Origin of the sequence: Paramicrobacterium chengjingii (genome assembly GCF_011751765.2) — a bacterium.
In the GTDB taxonomy this organism is placed as follows: Bacteria; Actinomycetota; Actinomycetes; order Actinomycetales; family Microbacteriaceae; genus Paramicrobacterium; species Paramicrobacterium chengjingii.
On record NZ_CP061169.1, the window covers coordinates 2511979 to 2526134 of the forward strand.

General features: G+C 62.5%; 14 protein-coding genes, 1 tRNA gene and 1 pseudogene. 8 read left to right on the forward strand and 8 right to left on the reverse strand.

All coding sequences use genetic code 11. The features are described from left to right. Positions 1–30: 30 nt before the first annotated feature. Positions 31–1248 carry an MFS transporter gene (locus HCR76_RS12205; protein WP_166990795.1) on the forward strand — a complete coding sequence of 406 codons (1218 nt, stop codon included), beginning with the start codon at positions 31–33 and terminating at the stop codon, positions 1246–1248. A gap of 996 nt (positions 1249–2244) precedes the next feature. Continuing rightward, a complete protein-coding gene (locus HCR76_RS12210) occupies positions 2245–2535 on the forward strand; it encodes an immunity protein CdiI family protein (RefSeq protein WP_166990799.1) in 291 nt (96 codons plus the stop codon). Between the two features lie 244 nt (positions 2536–2779). Here HCR76_RS12210 and HCR76_RS12215 read toward each other — a convergent pair whose 3' ends face one another. Then, entirely contained in the window at positions 2780–2932 is a 153-nt protein-coding gene (locus tag HCR76_RS12215; RefSeq protein ID WP_198248048.1) for a hypothetical protein, read from the reverse strand. A 394-nt stretch (positions 2933–3326) separates the two neighbouring features. Between HCR76_RS12215 and HCR76_RS12220 the strand changes: the two are divergent. After that, positions 3327–4205, forward strand: a pseudogene (locus HCR76_RS12220) (IS110 family RNA-guided transposase); the annotation flags it as partial. Between the two features lie 269 nt (positions 4206–4474). Here HCR76_RS12220 and HCR76_RS12225 read toward each other — a convergent pair. Beyond that, on the reverse strand, positions 4475–5386 hold the full coding sequence (locus tag HCR76_RS12225) for a Cof-type HAD-IIB family hydrolase (RefSeq protein ID WP_235934228.1): 912 nt from the start codon (positions 5384–5386) through the stop codon (positions 4475–4477). 117 nt (positions 5387–5503) lie between these two features. Between HCR76_RS12225 and HCR76_RS12230 the strand changes: the two genes are divergently transcribed. The 3 genes from HCR76_RS12230 (at position 5504) to HCR76_RS12240 (ending at position 6819) form a co-directional block, all read left to right on the forward strand. Then, complete coding sequence (locus HCR76_RS12230) at positions 5504–5929, forward strand: DUF1801 domain-containing protein (RefSeq protein ID WP_166990809.1); 426 nt, start codon at positions 5504–5506, stop codon at positions 5927–5929. Positions 5930–6000: 71 nt separating this feature from the next. Beyond that, positions 6001–6324, forward strand: coding sequence for a DUF2249 domain-containing protein (locus HCR76_RS12235; RefSeq protein ID WP_166990813.1), 324 nt, complete (start codon positions 6001–6003; stop codon positions 6322–6324). A 12-nt stretch (positions 6325–6336) separates the two neighbouring features. Further along, positions 6337–6819 carry a hypothetical protein gene (locus HCR76_RS12240; protein ID WP_166990816.1) on the forward strand — a complete coding sequence of 161 codons (483 nt, stop codon included), beginning with the start codon at positions 6337–6339 and terminating at the stop codon, positions 6817–6819. Between the two features lie 307 nt (positions 6820–7126). On the opposite strand, the gene HCR76_RS12245 is transcribed toward HCR76_RS12240, so the two are convergent. Continuing rightward, a complete protein-coding gene (locus HCR76_RS12245) occupies positions 7127–8044 on the reverse strand; it encodes an alpha/beta hydrolase (RefSeq protein WP_166990819.1) in 918 nt (305 codons plus the stop codon). A gap of 129 nt (positions 8045–8173) precedes the next feature. Here HCR76_RS12245 and HCR76_RS12250 point away from each other — a divergent pair, with 129 nt between their 5' ends. Further along, positions 8174–8614, forward strand: a complete 441-nt coding sequence (locus HCR76_RS12250; protein ID WP_166990822.1) for a GIY-YIG nuclease family protein — start codon at positions 8174–8176, stop codon at positions 8612–8614. A 57-nt stretch (positions 8615–8671) separates the two neighbouring features. On the opposite strand, the gene HCR76_RS12255 is transcribed toward HCR76_RS12250, so the two are convergent. Further along, positions 8672–9025 carry an ArsR/SmtB family transcription factor gene (locus HCR76_RS12255; protein ID WP_166990824.1) on the reverse strand — a complete coding sequence of 118 codons (354 nt, stop codon included), beginning with the start codon at positions 9023–9025 and terminating at the stop codon, positions 8672–8674. Positions 9026–9111: 86 nt separating this feature from the next. Between HCR76_RS12255 and HCR76_RS12260 the strand changes: the two genes are divergently transcribed. Continuing rightward, positions 9112–10431 carry an NAD(P)-binding domain-containing protein gene (locus HCR76_RS12260; protein WP_434063569.1) on the forward strand — a complete coding sequence of 440 codons (1320 nt, stop codon included), beginning with the start codon at positions 9112–9114 and terminating at the stop codon, positions 10429–10431. 48 nt (positions 10432–10479) lie between these two features. Here HCR76_RS12260 and HCR76_RS12265 read toward each other — a convergent pair whose 3' ends face one another. The 4 genes from HCR76_RS12265 to doeA form a co-directional block, all read right to left on the reverse strand. After that, positions 10480–11160 carry a DedA family protein gene (locus HCR76_RS12265; RefSeq protein ID WP_166990830.1) on the reverse strand — a complete coding sequence of 227 codons (681 nt, stop codon included), beginning with the start codon at positions 11158–11160 and terminating at the stop codon, positions 10480–10482. A 181-nt stretch (positions 11161–11341) separates the two neighbouring features. Further along, positions 11342–11432 (reverse strand) — tRNA-Ser (locus HCR76_RS12270). Positions 11433–11518: 86 nt separating this feature from the next. Beyond that, positions 11519–12889 (reverse strand): NAD-dependent succinate-semialdehyde dehydrogenase, encoded by a 1371-nt coding sequence (locus HCR76_RS12275; RefSeq protein WP_166990833.1) that lies wholly within the window; start codon positions 12887–12889, stop codon positions 11519–11521. Between the two features lie 10 nt (positions 12890–12899). Next, a complete protein-coding gene (doeA, locus tag HCR76_RS12280; protein WP_166990835.1) occupies positions 12900–14138 on the reverse strand; it encodes an ectoine hydrolase in 1239 nt (412 codons plus the stop codon). Positions 14139–14156 lie beyond the last annotated feature (18 nt).

The following is a 14156-nucleotide window of genomic DNA, read 5'->3' on the forward strand; positions in this document are numbered from 1 at the left end:
TTCGACTTTTCTGGAACCTTTGGAGAACGCGTGACAACGACTCGACCGCTCCCACTTCCCGACGGCCCGCACGTGGCAGGTCGGCAACGAACCGTCGCCTTCGGCTTCGCCGCGGGCTCGATCGGCGGGATGCTCGCCTCCTCCAGTGCGCTGACGCCGTTCTACCCCATTCTCGAACAGCGTCTCGAGATCACGCCCCTTGGCATCTCGCTGGTCTTCGCGATCTATGCGGTCACGCTGCTCGCCGCATTGCTCGTCGCCGGATCGCTTTCCGACCACGTCGGGCGCCGCAGCGTTATCAGCGTCGGGTTCGTGGCACTCGCACTGGGCGCGGTCGTCGTCGCCGCTGTCGACTCGGCACCTGCTCTCTTCGGCGCCCGAGCGTTGCAAGGCGCGGCGAGCGGCCTGCTGACTCCCGCACTCTCTGCGCTGCTACTCGATGCAGCGTCGTTTCGCCATCCGGGCCGCGGCGCGCTTTTCAACGCTGTAACGCCGGGGATTGGACTCGCCCTCGGCACGCTCATCGGCGGAGTTTCGGTCTCGCTTTTTCGCCTCCCACTGCCTCTCACCTACAACGCCCTTGCTGTCGTGTATGTCGGTCTCGCCGCCGCTGTCTGGCTCTTTCCCGAGACGTCCCCTCGACGCGCGGGGGTTCGCCGCTCGCTGATTCCACATGTCTCAGTTCCACGACCCGTTCGCACGCTGTTTCTGGTGAGCGCTCCGGCGCTCATCGCATGCTGGGCCACGGGTGGGCTCTTCTTCTCGCTCGGCCCGAGCATCATCATCGAACGCTTCCACAACAACAGCTCACTGCTGCAGGGCGCCGTCGTCGCCATCCTTCCCGCCGCTGGCGCCATCGCGGTCGTTACTCTCCGACGACTCACTCCGCGCATCGTGTCGATCGCCGGAGCGACGGCACTCGCGGTCGGCACGATGCTGGCGCTGGCCGCCCTCGCCGCCGACGCGCTGCCCGGCTACATCCTGGCCGTCATTGTCATCGGTGTCGGATTTGGCACGAGCTTCTACGGCGTCGTCGGGACGCTGGCTCCGAAAACTCCCGAACGCGAACGCGCGGGGCTCTTCGCCGCCATCTACGTCACCTCGTACCTCTCGTTTGGGGTTCCCACTGTTGCCGCGGGTGTCCTCGCCTCGGCGACGTCGGTCTCGCTGGCGGCGACGGCGTCCGGAATCCTGATCGCCGCCCTCGCCGCTGCTGCCGCCCTGTCACGCCTCCGCTTCCGCGAATAATTCTCGCCTGCGGGGCTGCCGAAACCGCTGACGCGCGTGCGGCACAATGGGTTCATGCCTATTCCCCTTTAAGTAGTCCGATTCGCGGGGCTGGTCGCTGTGGCCGACCCAGGGAGAGGCCGCGAGATGCTTCAATATCCCCACTATCAGGGCCTTTGTCAGCCATACAAACTTGACGCGGTATTCCTGCGGCTATCTGGTCGGATGGGCTAATAGCACTCTTTTAGGGGTATCGACGCTCCCCCAAACGTGGGTGTTGTGCCACTTATCTGGATTGGAGAGTGTCGGAAATGACACACACGACTCAACGAGGAGGACTTGTGGTTACGTGACGCAATGCAATGCGTCCGGTAGCGGCTCTCGTCTTGGCGGGATTGATCCCGCTGGCGGCACCATCGACAACGTATGCAGATGGCAGTTCGGGTATCGGTGACGACTGGACCATCGAAAATGGCGTGACTGGAGAGACTCTGTCGGCGTCCGAGTTCAAGAATTTGATCCCGGAGAAAGATGAGAATGACGGAAATATTGATCCTCGGCTAATTGATGATTCCACTGCCTGGGCTGCATGTTTTGGGCCGTTTCCACAGGCTGAATACCCGCTTTCTCAGTATTCAGGCGTTCCAAAGGCAGGGGAAACGTCTACCTTCAATGTGGCCCGAATATAGACAAATCACGCTACGGGTGGCACCACATACAGCAGGAGCATCAAAGCCAATGGCAGAAGAGAATAGACCAGATCGTCGAAGCCGCTGGCGGTGGCGACGTGCCTTGGGACGACTTGATGGATGGTTTCACAATGATGACGCTCACTGGGCCAGGCAACTGGACAGTCGAATTCGGTGGCAAGGGTTGTTATACGACGCCCGTTTACATTGAGGATTCGGACGGGAATCTCCTGCTCACGGTCAATCCGACCGTCATTGTGTCCATGACTAACAACCGAGTGATAACGTCATATCCCACCACAAATCAGGACTGTACGCGGAACGCACCATGGGAGTAGGACAAGGGCCAGTTGAGGTCGGAATACCCTACACGGGCTGGCCTGTTCGGAAGGATTCCGACTATGAGTTTGGGCTGACAACGCACAAGCTGAGCAACGAGTTAGTCCGGCAGCTGCTCGAGTGGGCGCGCTTTTTCAACTACACCTACGACGACGAGAACGGCTGGCCTTCCGAAGAGGCAAAAAACTACTATGTCTCGACGGGTGAAGCGCTCACGAAGAGAGTACGGCAGGAGCTTGGGCCAGACTTCACTGTGCAAAGGGTTCCCGAGTTGGAGTAGCGATCCAAGCACACGGCCAAAAGAGCTCAGTAACCCTCGTTCCGAACGGCGATAGCGCCTCTCCCTGCGCGAGAGATTTCTTCACCTATCGGGTCCCAGACACTCATATGGTGTTCCTTCGCCCGGCGATGGCCGAATCGTATATCCGTTGTACCTTCGCAACGTTCACTACGTAGTTCAGCAGCACCCGGGGCGTGTGAGGGGCTTAGGTATCTCGCACCGGCTATACGGTCGGTGTGTCCTGTCACTGGTTGTTGCTGGCTGTGTTTCTGTGCTGCTTCGCTCTGCTTCGGATCGCATATCCGATAGTCGTTGCGATAGTGAAGAGCCAGAGCACGAACAGCACGATCTCAAAGACATCGAGGCCATCAAGCATGGTGTACGCCAACATCGCCACTATCCCGAGGATGCCAACCACTGCACCGGTGAAGAAAACCGGCGTTGACCTTTCCCCGGCCCGACCATGAGAATCACGCCAACCGCGTAGAAGACACTGCGATGTAGATCGGCATCATTTCCATTCTTCCATCCTGCCTGTTGAGTCCGACGTTCGGGGGTGAGCGCCGTTTTCCAACTGGCGAATCCGCTGGTCAGCTAGAGCAGTCTCTGCCTGATGACCGGCGGTAGCGCTTCGATTAAGGAGCATTCCTATCCGCTGAAAATTGCCAAAAATATGCCCGCAAATATGACCATGGGTTGCACCGTGGCAGCCACTGGTGGAGCTTACTGAGCCACTGAAGCCAGGCATTGCAAACATGGAGCCGACAAGCTTCGGTTCCCCCATTACCGCCTATCTGCCCGGTCTCGCGATGCGCAAAGCCGCCCAGCTGTTGCCGGGAGACGCTAAAACTGACGCTCGCGACGCGTTCGTGATCGCGACGACCGCTCTAAAGATGCCCGATACACTCCGCACGGTCGATCGCGATAGCGAGGTCTTGGCGAGTCTGAAAGTCCTCGCCGGCTATGACGATGATCTTGCCCGCGATTGCACTCGCCAGATCAACCGCATCAGGTCGCTGCTGCTGCAGATCCATCCCGCACTCGAGCGTGTCTTCACGGGCACGAGACTCACCACCCAGCTCTCCCTCGATCTACTCGCCCGCTATGGCGGACCGACCGCACTCATCACGGCAGGGCGAGCACGAGTGAAAGCTTGGGCACGCAAGACCAAGCATCGCGGTGTCGACGCGCTCGTGGATGACGTCTTCACCGCGTTGAGCGAGCAGTCCGCGGTCGTGATCGGCACGGCCGCGGCAGAGAAGATCATCCCTCGCGTCGCCAACCAGATCGCCGCCCTCAAGAAGCAGCGTCGCGAGCTCGCCGCCGAGGTCGAGGAGTTGCTTGATGCGTTCCCTCTTCGCGAGGTCTTGATCTCGATGCTAGGAATCGGGACCAAGACCGCCGCCACCATCCTCCTGACCATCGGAGACGGCTCCACCTTTCCCACCGCCGGACACCTCGCCGCCTACGCCGGCATCGCGCCAGTGACGAGACGTTCAGGGAAGTCGATCCGGGGCGAACACCCGGCCAGATCAGGTAACAAGCAACTCAAAAACGCGCTATTCCGCTCCGCATGGGTCGCATCGAACTGCGACCCCGAATCCGCGGCCTACTATCAGCGCAGACGCACTCAGGGCAAGAAACACAACGCGGCCGCCATCAGCCTCGCTCCGTTGACGAACATCGCCCTCTTTCTGCGCTTGCACCCTCGTACGGCTGCCAACATCGCGCGCATCGAGGTGGAGCTCGCCCGCGGATTCACGCGCGGGCAGACCGTCATCGACCGTCGCCGTCGTACCGGCGAGGCCGACGAGCACAACCTGGCGACGCCGATCGCCCGCAGCGATGCCGCCGTCACCGTCAATGCCCCGGCTGTCGCGGAGCTCTACCTGACCACGCTGCTGAACAGGTAAGTGTTCTCCGCAACACGCAAAGTGTGTCAGACGTCGGCGTCGTCTTCTGCCTCTCCACGCACCATCTGCACCCAGCGCACAAGGTACTCTGCGCCCGCCTCATCGTGGATGAGCGAGTCATGGTGCCGCACAGGATACGGTGTGTGCGGAACCCCGTCGCTCGGTCGCACATCGACGTGCGCCACGTCATAGCCGTGTTCGTGTAGCCAATCGGCCATCGCATAGTCCGTGCGCGAGTCGCCCATCGTTCGCCACCGCCTGGGCACTGCAGCGCCTTCGCGCTTCAGAAAGTCGATCACACGCCCGGCGCCGAGATCTTTGCCCACACCAATCGACTCGACGTCGGTCGAGATGATGGTGGGATCGATGCGGTAGTCGATGGCCCCCGAGGCATCCGGTGTCTTCTCGCCCTTTCGTTCGAAGCCGAGCCCGTGACGCTGCAAAATGGCGGCGATCTGGGCGTCAAACTCGTCTTGACGCGCGAGATACCGTTCGTTCGAGACTGTGGTGTTCTGCTCGATCGAGACCATCGCGCGCTTCGTGTGATCGTAGAACATCAGGTCGGCATAGTCGCGTGTCACGAGAATCTCGATATCGCGGGCGACGACGTCGGGCACCGTCAGCGCGTTGTCGACGTTGACCTCACCTGTGCCGTCGGCCGAGATCGACATCCAGACAGCACCTTTCTCGCAGACTCCCCAGAGTCGGGCATCGGGCGATAGCCCGGCCTCGAGCAGCGGAGGCACAACCTGCTCGCGCAGAAACCCGTCGGATCGACCGGTGTTGAACGCGATCGGCACTCCGGCATTCGCAAGCTCTGCCAGGTCGCTCGCGATGCGGGGAATGGCAATCGAGCGGGACACGGGGCTGGCGATCGGGCCGTCGACGTCTAAGAGGAGGCCGAGCGCGGGTGCGGTGTCAGTCACGGGTTGAGTCACAAGGCCAGTCTATGATCAGCGCCAGCCACTGGTCTGCGCCGGTCCCTGAGCAGGCACGCTTCGAAGCAGGTCACCCGATGCTCCGCACCGAGTGCCCGAACCGAGATACTCTGAAGCATGGCCGAGCCGAAAACCAAGCCGACGGATGCCTCGGTGCACGCGTTCATCGATCGTGCGACTCCCCTCCGGCGCCGCGCCGACGGGCATCGGCTCGACGCGATCATGCGCGACGTCACCGGTGTAGAACCATCCATGTGGGGGCCGTCGATCGTGGGCTACGGAAGCTATCGCTATGTCTCCCCTGCCAATCCGCGCACAACGGGAGCCTGGCCGAAGGTTGGGTTCTCGCCGCGTAAGGCGTCGCTGTCTCTGTATGGGCTGAAGGATCTGCCCGCCGGCGCAGAGTTGCTGCCGTCGCTCGGGAAATACACAGAAGGCGCCGGATGCGTCTACGTGAAGTCCCTCGATGATGTCGACGAACAGGTGCTGCGCCAGCTCATCGCGATCGCCTGGTCGCGCACAGACGCCGATACCGGATGCTGATCAGCAGCGTGGGCTGATTTATCTGGGTAACCGGGCCCACCTGTCGGTGCCGCGGTGCTACGTTCGAGAGTATGAAGCAGCCCATCTCTTTAAACTCGACGGACTCTCACGACACTGACTCTCACGACGATGGATGCGCGTGCGGCGAACCCGATGAAGCGCTTCCCGAGCTCGATGTGCAGACGATCCCCCACGCCGTTCGTCACGCAGCGATATTCGGCGCACTCGAGAGCCTCGCACCTCGCTCGGGAATGATCATCTCGGCGACCCACAACCCGTTTCCGCTGCTCGCACAGCTCGGGCGCAAGCATCCTGATGTCTTCGAAAGCACGTATCTCGACGAAGGCCCAGAACGCTGGCGCATTAAGATCGTTCGGCGTCCCGACGCCGAATAGCGAGCAGGCACCGTGACGCAGGATCACAGCGACAGCAACCTGGCCATTCGTCGCAGCAGCATCCCGTTCTTGTGGGTGGGTACCGCAGCGATTATCGCTGGCGGGCTACTCGCAGCGGTAACCTCGCCGCTGAAACTCACGCATGGATCGTGGGCATCGGCTTATCTCGTGCTCATCGTCGGCGTCGCATTGATCTTCTTCGGCGTGACACAATCGCTGCTCACGCGGCAGGTCACACGCCGCGCTATCACGATCGAGATCGGCGCGTGGGTGCTGGGCAGCCTCGCGGTGCTGGGCGGAACGGTCGTCGGCCAGCCGGTGATCGTTGACATCGGCGGCGCAGTGCTCGTGATCGCACTCATCGTGTTTGCACTCGCCGTGCGATCCGGTGGGGTCGGCCGCGCAACTGCGGCGCTCTGGGTGTTCCGGCTCGTGCTGCTCGTCGTCGTCATCAGCATCCCAATCGGCCTCGTGCTTTCACACCTGCGGCACTGAGCAGAACTCACGCCGGGCCGAACGTGCGATGAGCTTGCCAAGCAGCAGCTCGTCGGCACCGCAGCAGCATCGTGCCCCTTCTCGAGGCACTCAGTGCGAGAAGGGGCACGGCTCTGCGCGTGCAGAGTGCTGTGAATCGGGTTGTGACCTCGCAAGACCTTCGCCAGCGCCGTTACGGCTACCTCAACCGCGACTTCGTGACGAGAAAGGGGAACTCATCACCAGTCCACACTGACGCGAACATGAGCATCTTTCAACCCCGCGTTCGAGGGTACCTCCGCCCGGTGCCCGCAGCGGATTGCTCACTCTACGGCTTGGCGAGCCGGGAGGCGAGCCATTCATGAGCGCGAGCGATCAGGTCGCGTGACAGAGTGTTCTTCGGCATCCATGCCTCGAATGCGTGCGGAGCGCCCGCCACGATGTCGAGTGTCACGTCAACGCCCGCCAGCTCGAGCTGGCGGGCGTAGTCGGTGATCTCGTCGTGAAAAAGCTCAATTGTCGACGCATACATCCACGTCGGCGGAAGCCCGCCCAGATTGCCGCGACGCGACGCTGACGCGTACTCGGGAAGCTCGGGTGCGCCAACGCGTTCGCCGAGATACGAGCGCCAACCCACGCGATTCGCCCGATTGTTCCAAATGAAGTGATCCTGCTCATCGAGCGAGCGATCGGCCGCCGTTCGGTCATCGAGCATGGGGCAGAACAGCCACTGCCCGGCCAAATGAATGCCTTCGTCATACAGTCGCTGAACGAGGCACGCGTCCAAGCCGCCGCCCGCGCTCTGTCCGCCGAGCACAATGCGGGAAGGATCGATGCCGAGTTCCGACGCATTTTTGCGCAGCCACGCGAATCCCGCAGCGCAGTCGTCGAGCGCAGCGGGAAACGGATGCTTCTGAGCAAGCCGATAATCGACCGAGACGACGATCGCACCGGTTTCGCGCGCGGTCTCACCACAGTGATCGTCATCATAGGCAGCCGATCCGAGAATGAGACCGCCACCGTGCAACCACAGCAGCGCACCGCCCGTTGGCTCGCTCGGAATATACACGCGCAGACGAAGGTCGCCCTCTCGCACCAGGCGACGTTCGACGCCGTCGACGCGCTTTCCCGGGATAAGCTTCGACAGAGAGCCGCCAAGCGCCAGAATGACACGGTGCTCAAGGTTGAATGTCGTCGACTTTCGCGTGGCCTCCCGCAGACGGGGGTCCACGTCGTTGATGTCCACGAATATCTCCTCCGGCCGAGAGCCCAGTCTATTCCGACACCCCATGCAGCGTCGGAATGCTGTGTCCAAATGCTGTGTCTAAATGCTGTGCCAGAACGCTGTGTCTGACGGTCGACGTAGCCTTGCCTCATGACCTTAGGCGGCACAATGCCCGGGCCGTGTCTGCTGTGCGGCGAGCGACGCGGCATCCGCCATGCTGATGGCTGGCACTGCGGCGTCTGCACGTGGCGATGTGGCGATGTTCCCGACTCTGACCTCCCCCGACCACGTGTCGATATCGTGTATTACATTCGGTTTGCCGATCGAGTGAAAATCGGCACGTCACATAAGCCGCGGCAACGTCTCACCGCACTGTGGCACGACGAACTCCTGGCGTTCGAGCGGGGTGATCGCACACTCGAGCGGGTTCGGCACGAGCAGTTCGCAGACCTGCGAGAAGGCGGCGAATGGTTTACCGCTGCGCCCCGGCTTCTCGAGCATGCAGCGCGGCTCGCTGACGGAGGCGACCCGTGGCATGCCTATGCACGGTGGGTCAGTGCGGCGTTTGCACGACTCTCCACAGCACGATGAGAAGTTCTTTCGCGGCCAGGCGGGCCCGCTCAATGACAGGCAACTCCAGTTCAACCGTCAGCCAGTGAGGCTCCTCGTTGCCTGCGTGAGTGCGCCGGTTGTGGGCCGATAGTAGGCCCAACGCCCCCGCTGTTCCCTGCTGACGAGCCCCGCCTCGACGAGGAGCTTCATGTGGTGGGAAACTGTTGGTTGCGAGAGCCCCACGGGCTCCGTGAGGTTGCACACGCACAACTCGCCCTCCGCACTCGCCGTGATAAGCGCGAGAAGCTTCACCCGGGTCGGATCGCCCAACGCCTTGAATACTCGAGCGAGTTCCCGAGCGGTGTCGTCATCGACCAGCGCATCCGCCTCGTGCGTGCAGCAGGAAGCCTCAGAGCCGACGGACTCTGTGGCGGCCGGGAGAGTGGTCATGGCTCCATTGTGCACGACATATTGACATTTGTCGATGGGTGAGCAACGCTTGTCATATCGAAGAACATCAATGTATGGAGGTAGGGATGAGCCCCGTTGTCGTGATCGGTGCTGGCCCGCAGGGCTTGGCAGCAGCCGCCCATCTGCTGGAGCGAGGCCTCGAACCGCTCGTGCTGGAGTCGGGCGAGAATGCAGCATCCGCAGTGGCAGAGTGGGGCCATGTGAGGCTCTTCTCGCCCTGGCCCGAGTTGACGGATGCGGCAGCCCGCCGCCTCCTCGAACCGACCGGCTGGACAGCACCCGCTACGGGCTTTCCGACCGGAGCACAGTGGATCGACGGCTACCTCGCTCCACTTGCGGAGCAGTTGGGAAGCCGTGTTCGCTACGGGAACCGAGTAATCGGGGTGGGTCGCACAGGCCGAGATCTCTCGGTGGACGAAGGTCGCGCCGAGCAGTCCTTTACCGTGCATGTGCAGAATGCCCACGGCGAAGAGCGGATCGAAGCTTCTGCCGTGATCGACGCTTCGGGCACCTGGCGCAACCCGAGCCCCGCCGGAGCAGATGGACTCCCAGCCTTGGGAGAACGAGAAGCCCAGGATGCCGACGTCGTGCAGTACCGCATTCCGAACGGCGACGACACTGCAGCCCTCGCCGGAAAGCATGTGGTCGTTGTGGGGAGCGGCCACTCCGCTGCAACGGCAGTGAATACTCTCGCCGGTATCGTCGAGCGAGAGCCAAGCACACGGGTCTCCTGGGTACTGCGCCGAGACGCCGTCGGCAATACCTTCGGCGGCGGAGCTGCAGATGAACTTCCCGAGCGAGGATTACTCGGACAGCGTGCGAAGCAGGCCGTCCAGCGAGGGCACGTGCAACTCGTCACCGGCTTCCGCACCGAACGTGTCTCCGTCGACGGAATGACAGCCGTTCTGACTGCCGAGGACGGACGGATGCTCACACCAGCCGACCGCGTGTTCGTGCTGACTGGCTTCCGGCCCGACCCCTCGTTCCTCTCCGAGGTTCGACTCGACCTCGATGTTCGACTCCAGGCTCCTGCTCGGATTGCCGCTGAGGTTGACCCGAACCTCCACTCGTGTGGATCAGTCCGGGCTACGGGCGCTGCCGACCTCGCTCATCCCGAGCCCGGCTTCTACATCGTGGGGGCGAAGTCTTACGGACGAGCACCCACCTTCCTGGCGTTGACGGGTTTCGAGCAGGTGCGCAGCGTTGTGGCGGAACTCGCTGGCGACAGGGAAGCAGCAGAACGGGTTGACCTCGTGCTCCCCGATACGGGAGTGTGCGGAGGCTCTGGGGTGTTCGACGCCCCAGAGGGCAACGGGAATGCGGGATCGTGCTGCGCACCGTCACCTCAGCTCATCCAGCTCGGGACAGCGCCGACTAGTCGCTGAGGAAACAAAGAGGGCGAGCAGGAAGAATCTGCCCGCCCAACACATGTTTCACGCGCATTGTTCGACCATGTCACGCTCGAGTGATACGTGCGCAAGCTGAGTCTTCTGCGTGTTGCCCGATGAAGTCGTCTCGGTGCGGCGGCGTCGAGCTGCTCCGACCATGTCGATGACAATGCCGATCACAACGGCGACGACGACCCCAATCACGGCACTTAGGAGCGGCTGATCCGTGAGCCACTGCCCCGCGACAACGCCGATCAACACGCTGTACACAGACCAGCTCACGGCCGCTATCGCGCTCAATGGAAGGAAGCGACGCCACGAATAACCCAGCGCCCCGGCACTCATGTTGACAGCGACCCGACCGACCGGAATGAACCGGGCCCCGAGAATGAACGGAGCACCACGCTGCTCGAGCGACGCCTGAGCGCGCCCGAGAGCGGCAGACACACGAGGTCCGCGCATCCAATGGAAGCGACTGGTCCCGATGCCTCGGCCGATCGCGTAGGCGATATTGTCGCCAATCGTCGCACCAACGGCCGCGATGAGGCAGAGCACCAGCACCGTCGGGATTGCTCCAGCGGATGCTGCGGCGGCAGCGGCGGCCACGAGCACTGTCTCGCTCGGAATCGGCGGAAAGAAGCCGTCAACTACCGCCACCGCGAACATGACGAGCAGTAACCACGGAGATGCCGCGGCCTGAAAAACGAATTCGTTGATGACGTCCATGCCATGACGATAGGAAGCTTGTGACTCTCACCACATCACACCGTGGTATAAAACCGATCGATACTTCAGAGTGATATGTGCGAGCGATGGCTCGGGTGGCCGAGCCATGAGCTACGAGACTTCGGGCACGGCAAAACCCCCGAACTTCCGCGTGATTCCGCGAACTCTCGGGGGTTCTGGGTGGCGGTGACGGTGGGATTTGAACCCACGGTAGGGGGTTGCCCTACACGACTTTTCGAGAGTCGCACCTTCGGCCGCTCGGACACGTCACCGCGGACAAGTGTAGAGGATTGCAGCACCACAGCGCTAATCGGGCTCATCACCCGCAGCGGCGCTGCTCCCCTGCAGCATCCGGACGTCAGTCGTGCTTGGGACCGACCCACACCTGCTGTGCGTTCACGAACTCGTGGATGCCGTGCGGACCAAGCTCGCGACCATAACCTGATCGCTTGATGCCGCCACTCGGCAACCGCGGGTCGGTCTTCACGATCCCGTTCACCGACACTTGACCCGCCTGGATGCGCGGTGCAAGCGCTTCACCGCGCTCACGCGTCGACCAGACGCTGGCAGCGAGCCCGAAGTCGGTGTCGTTCGCAATCGCGAGCGCCTCCTCGGCATCCGATGCTCTCATCACGACCATGATCGGCCCGAATGTCTCTTCGCAGCCGGCGACCATCTCGTTCGTGACGTCGGCGAGAAGCGTCACCGGGTAGAAGAAACCGTCCCCGCCAGGAAGCTCCCCTCCCAGCAGACAGCGTGCACCAGCCGCGATGGTCTCCGTCACCTGACGGTGCAAGTTCTGCCGCAGGTCGTCGCGGGCAATCGGACCCACGTCAGTGCTGATCTCGCGGGGGTCGCCCACCGTCAGGGCAGCGAGCCGCTCACGCAGCTTGTCGACGAACGTGTCATAGACGGCATCCTCAATGATGATTCTCTTCGCGGCGATGCACGACTGCCCGGCATTGATGATGCGCGACAGCGTGATGGTGTCGGCTGCCGTGTCGAGATCTGCATCGGCAAGCACGATGCTCGGGTCGGAGCCGCCAAGCTCGAGCACAGCGGGTTTGATCTCGCTCGCCGCGATGCTCGCGACGGCTGACCCTCCCTTGTCTGACCCGGTGAACGAGACAGCGTGGATGCGACTGTCGCGAATCACGTCGGCAACGTCTGGCGTCTCAATGAGCAGACACTGGAAGACGCCGGCCGGAGCTCCCGCCTGCGTAAACACCTTCTCGATCGCCTCGGCGCAACCCGGCAGATGAGGATCTGGCTTCATGATGCACGTGTTGCCCGCCATGAGCGCCGGTGCCGCGAAGCGCAGCGCGAGCCAGAACGGCGCGTTCCAAGGCAGGATGCCGAGCACTGTTCCGAGCGGCAGGTGCTGCACGTAGCTGTGCGTCGCATCGGAGTGAATCGTCTCTGCGGCGAGGTAGCTTTCGGCGTTGTCGGCGTAATGCTCGGCGCACCAGGCAGCTTTCTCAACCTCGCCGAGCGCCTCTTTCTTGGGCTTGCCCAGCTCTTCGGTCATGAGCGGCGCCAGCTCGTTCACGTGCTCACGCAGATGCGCGGCAACAGCGTGAAGCACCTTCGCCCGACCGTCGTAACCCAGTGCATGCCAGGCCGGCTGGGCATCGGCCGCCGCCGCGAGAATGCCCTCGACCTGGCCCGCATCGGCCGCCTGAACCTCACGGACTGCGGTTCCCGTTCTCGGATCGACTGCAACAAGCATTTCTTCTCCTTTACGCGACGCCGGGTCGGATGGGGGTCGGGGCGGAATCCTCGTCGGTGTCATCCGCCGATTGCGCGCTCGATTCCTCCGGCTTGCAGACGAAGTTCTCGTCGAGCGTGTAGAACGACTCGCAGCCGCGGTCTGTCACACGGATGGTGTCGGAGATGCCCACCGTCTTGTCGCCGTCGACGCCCCACATCCACGGAATGATGTGGAAGGTCATGCCTTCTCGCAGCACTGTCGGATCGCCCTGGTTGAGGCTCGCGATGTAGCCCTCGTCCCAGCTGGGCGGAAACGCGATGCCGATCGAGTAGCCCGAGCGGGTGATGAGCCGCCCGCCCACCGCGTTGTCGGTGATGATGCTGCGCACGATGTTGTCGGCGTCAGACACCGTCAACCCGGGTCGAATGGCCGCCTTCACTTCAGAGAGCGCAAGCTTCATGCGCTCCTGCGCGCGGTACATCGACGTCGACAGGTCGTCGAGAACGACCGTGCGCATCATCGCCGTGTGGTAGCGGCGGAAACATCCGGCCACCTCAAGAAAGACGTGCTCCCCCGGCTGCACGACGCGGCCCTCCCACGTCGCGTGCCCGATCATGGTGCGGGGCCCCGATGTAACGTAGGGCATCACTGCGGGAAACTCGCCGCCCGCACGAAACATCGCCGAACTGATCTCGGCGGCAATGTCGTTCTCGCTCACGCCAGCGGCGACAGCATCCATTCCCGCCTGCATCCCCACCTCGGTGGCGTGCGCGGCCTTGCGCATGATGTCGATCTCGACAGCAGACTTGGTGATGCGCCCCTGCTCGACAATGCCGAAGCAATCGAGCAGACGCCCCTCGGTGATCGCCGAGTGGATGTAATCCTGGTGGTAGGCGGGAAAGTAGTAACTATTGCGCTCATACCCGACGTCTTTCGTATGCAGCCCGAATTCACGCAGCGCCTGCACGAGACTCTGAATCGCATCGCCCGTGTCGGGGTACGGCCTCGTCAGCTCCACCCAGGTGCGCGCGTGCACGTTGGATTCCTCCATGCTGCGCGTGATCATGAACGGTTCGGCATCGAGCGGCACGACAAGCGCCTGAAAGAACGAATACCCTGTCGTCTGATAGTCGGTCAGGTACATCAGATTCTCTGGGTCGCTGATGACCACCGCATCGAGAAGCCGTTCCGCCATGCGAGCGCGCAACTCACTGAGACGGCGCTCGTATTCGTCAAAGGGGAACGTCATGTCATCGCGCTGCCTCATGTCAGGCTCCTTCTGTTA

What these genes read in the sequence shown, in the direction of transcription:
- HCR76_RS12250 (WP_166990822.1), top strand. Translation starts at nt 8,174, where the DNA reads ATGACCTTAGGCGGCACAATGCCCGGGCCGTGTCTGCTGTGCGGCGAG.
- HCR76_RS12210 (WP_166990799.1), top strand. Translation starts at nt 2,245, where the DNA reads ATGGGAGTAGGACAAGGGCCAGTTGAGGTCGGAATACCCTACACGGGC.
- HCR76_RS12260 (WP_434063569.1), top strand. Translation starts at nt 9,112, where the DNA reads ATGAGCCCCGTTGTCGTGATCGGTGCTGGCCCGCAGGGCTTGGCAGCA.
- HCR76_RS12275 (WP_166990833.1), bottom strand. Translation starts at nt 12,889, where the DNA reads ATGCTTGTTGCAGTCGATCCGAGAACGGGAACCGCAGTCCGTGAGGTT.
- HCR76_RS12255 (WP_166990824.1), bottom strand. Translation starts at nt 9,025, where the DNA reads ATGACCACTCTCCCGGCCGCCACAGAGTCCGTCGGCTCTGAGGCTTCC.
- HCR76_RS12265 (WP_166990830.1), bottom strand. Translation starts at nt 11,160, where the DNA reads ATGGACGTCATCAACGAATTCGTTTTTCAGGCCGCGGCATCTCCGTGG.
- HCR76_RS12230 (WP_166990809.1), top strand. Translation starts at nt 5,504, where the DNA reads ATGGCCGAGCCGAAAACCAAGCCGACGGATGCCTCGGTGCACGCGTTC.
- HCR76_RS12235 (WP_166990813.1), top strand. Translation starts at nt 6,001, where the DNA reads ATGAAGCAGCCCATCTCTTTAAACTCGACGGACTCTCACGACACTGAC.
- doeA (WP_166990835.1), bottom strand. Translation starts at nt 14,138, where the DNA reads ATGAGGCAGCGCGATGACATGACGTTCCCCTTTGACGAATACGAGCGC.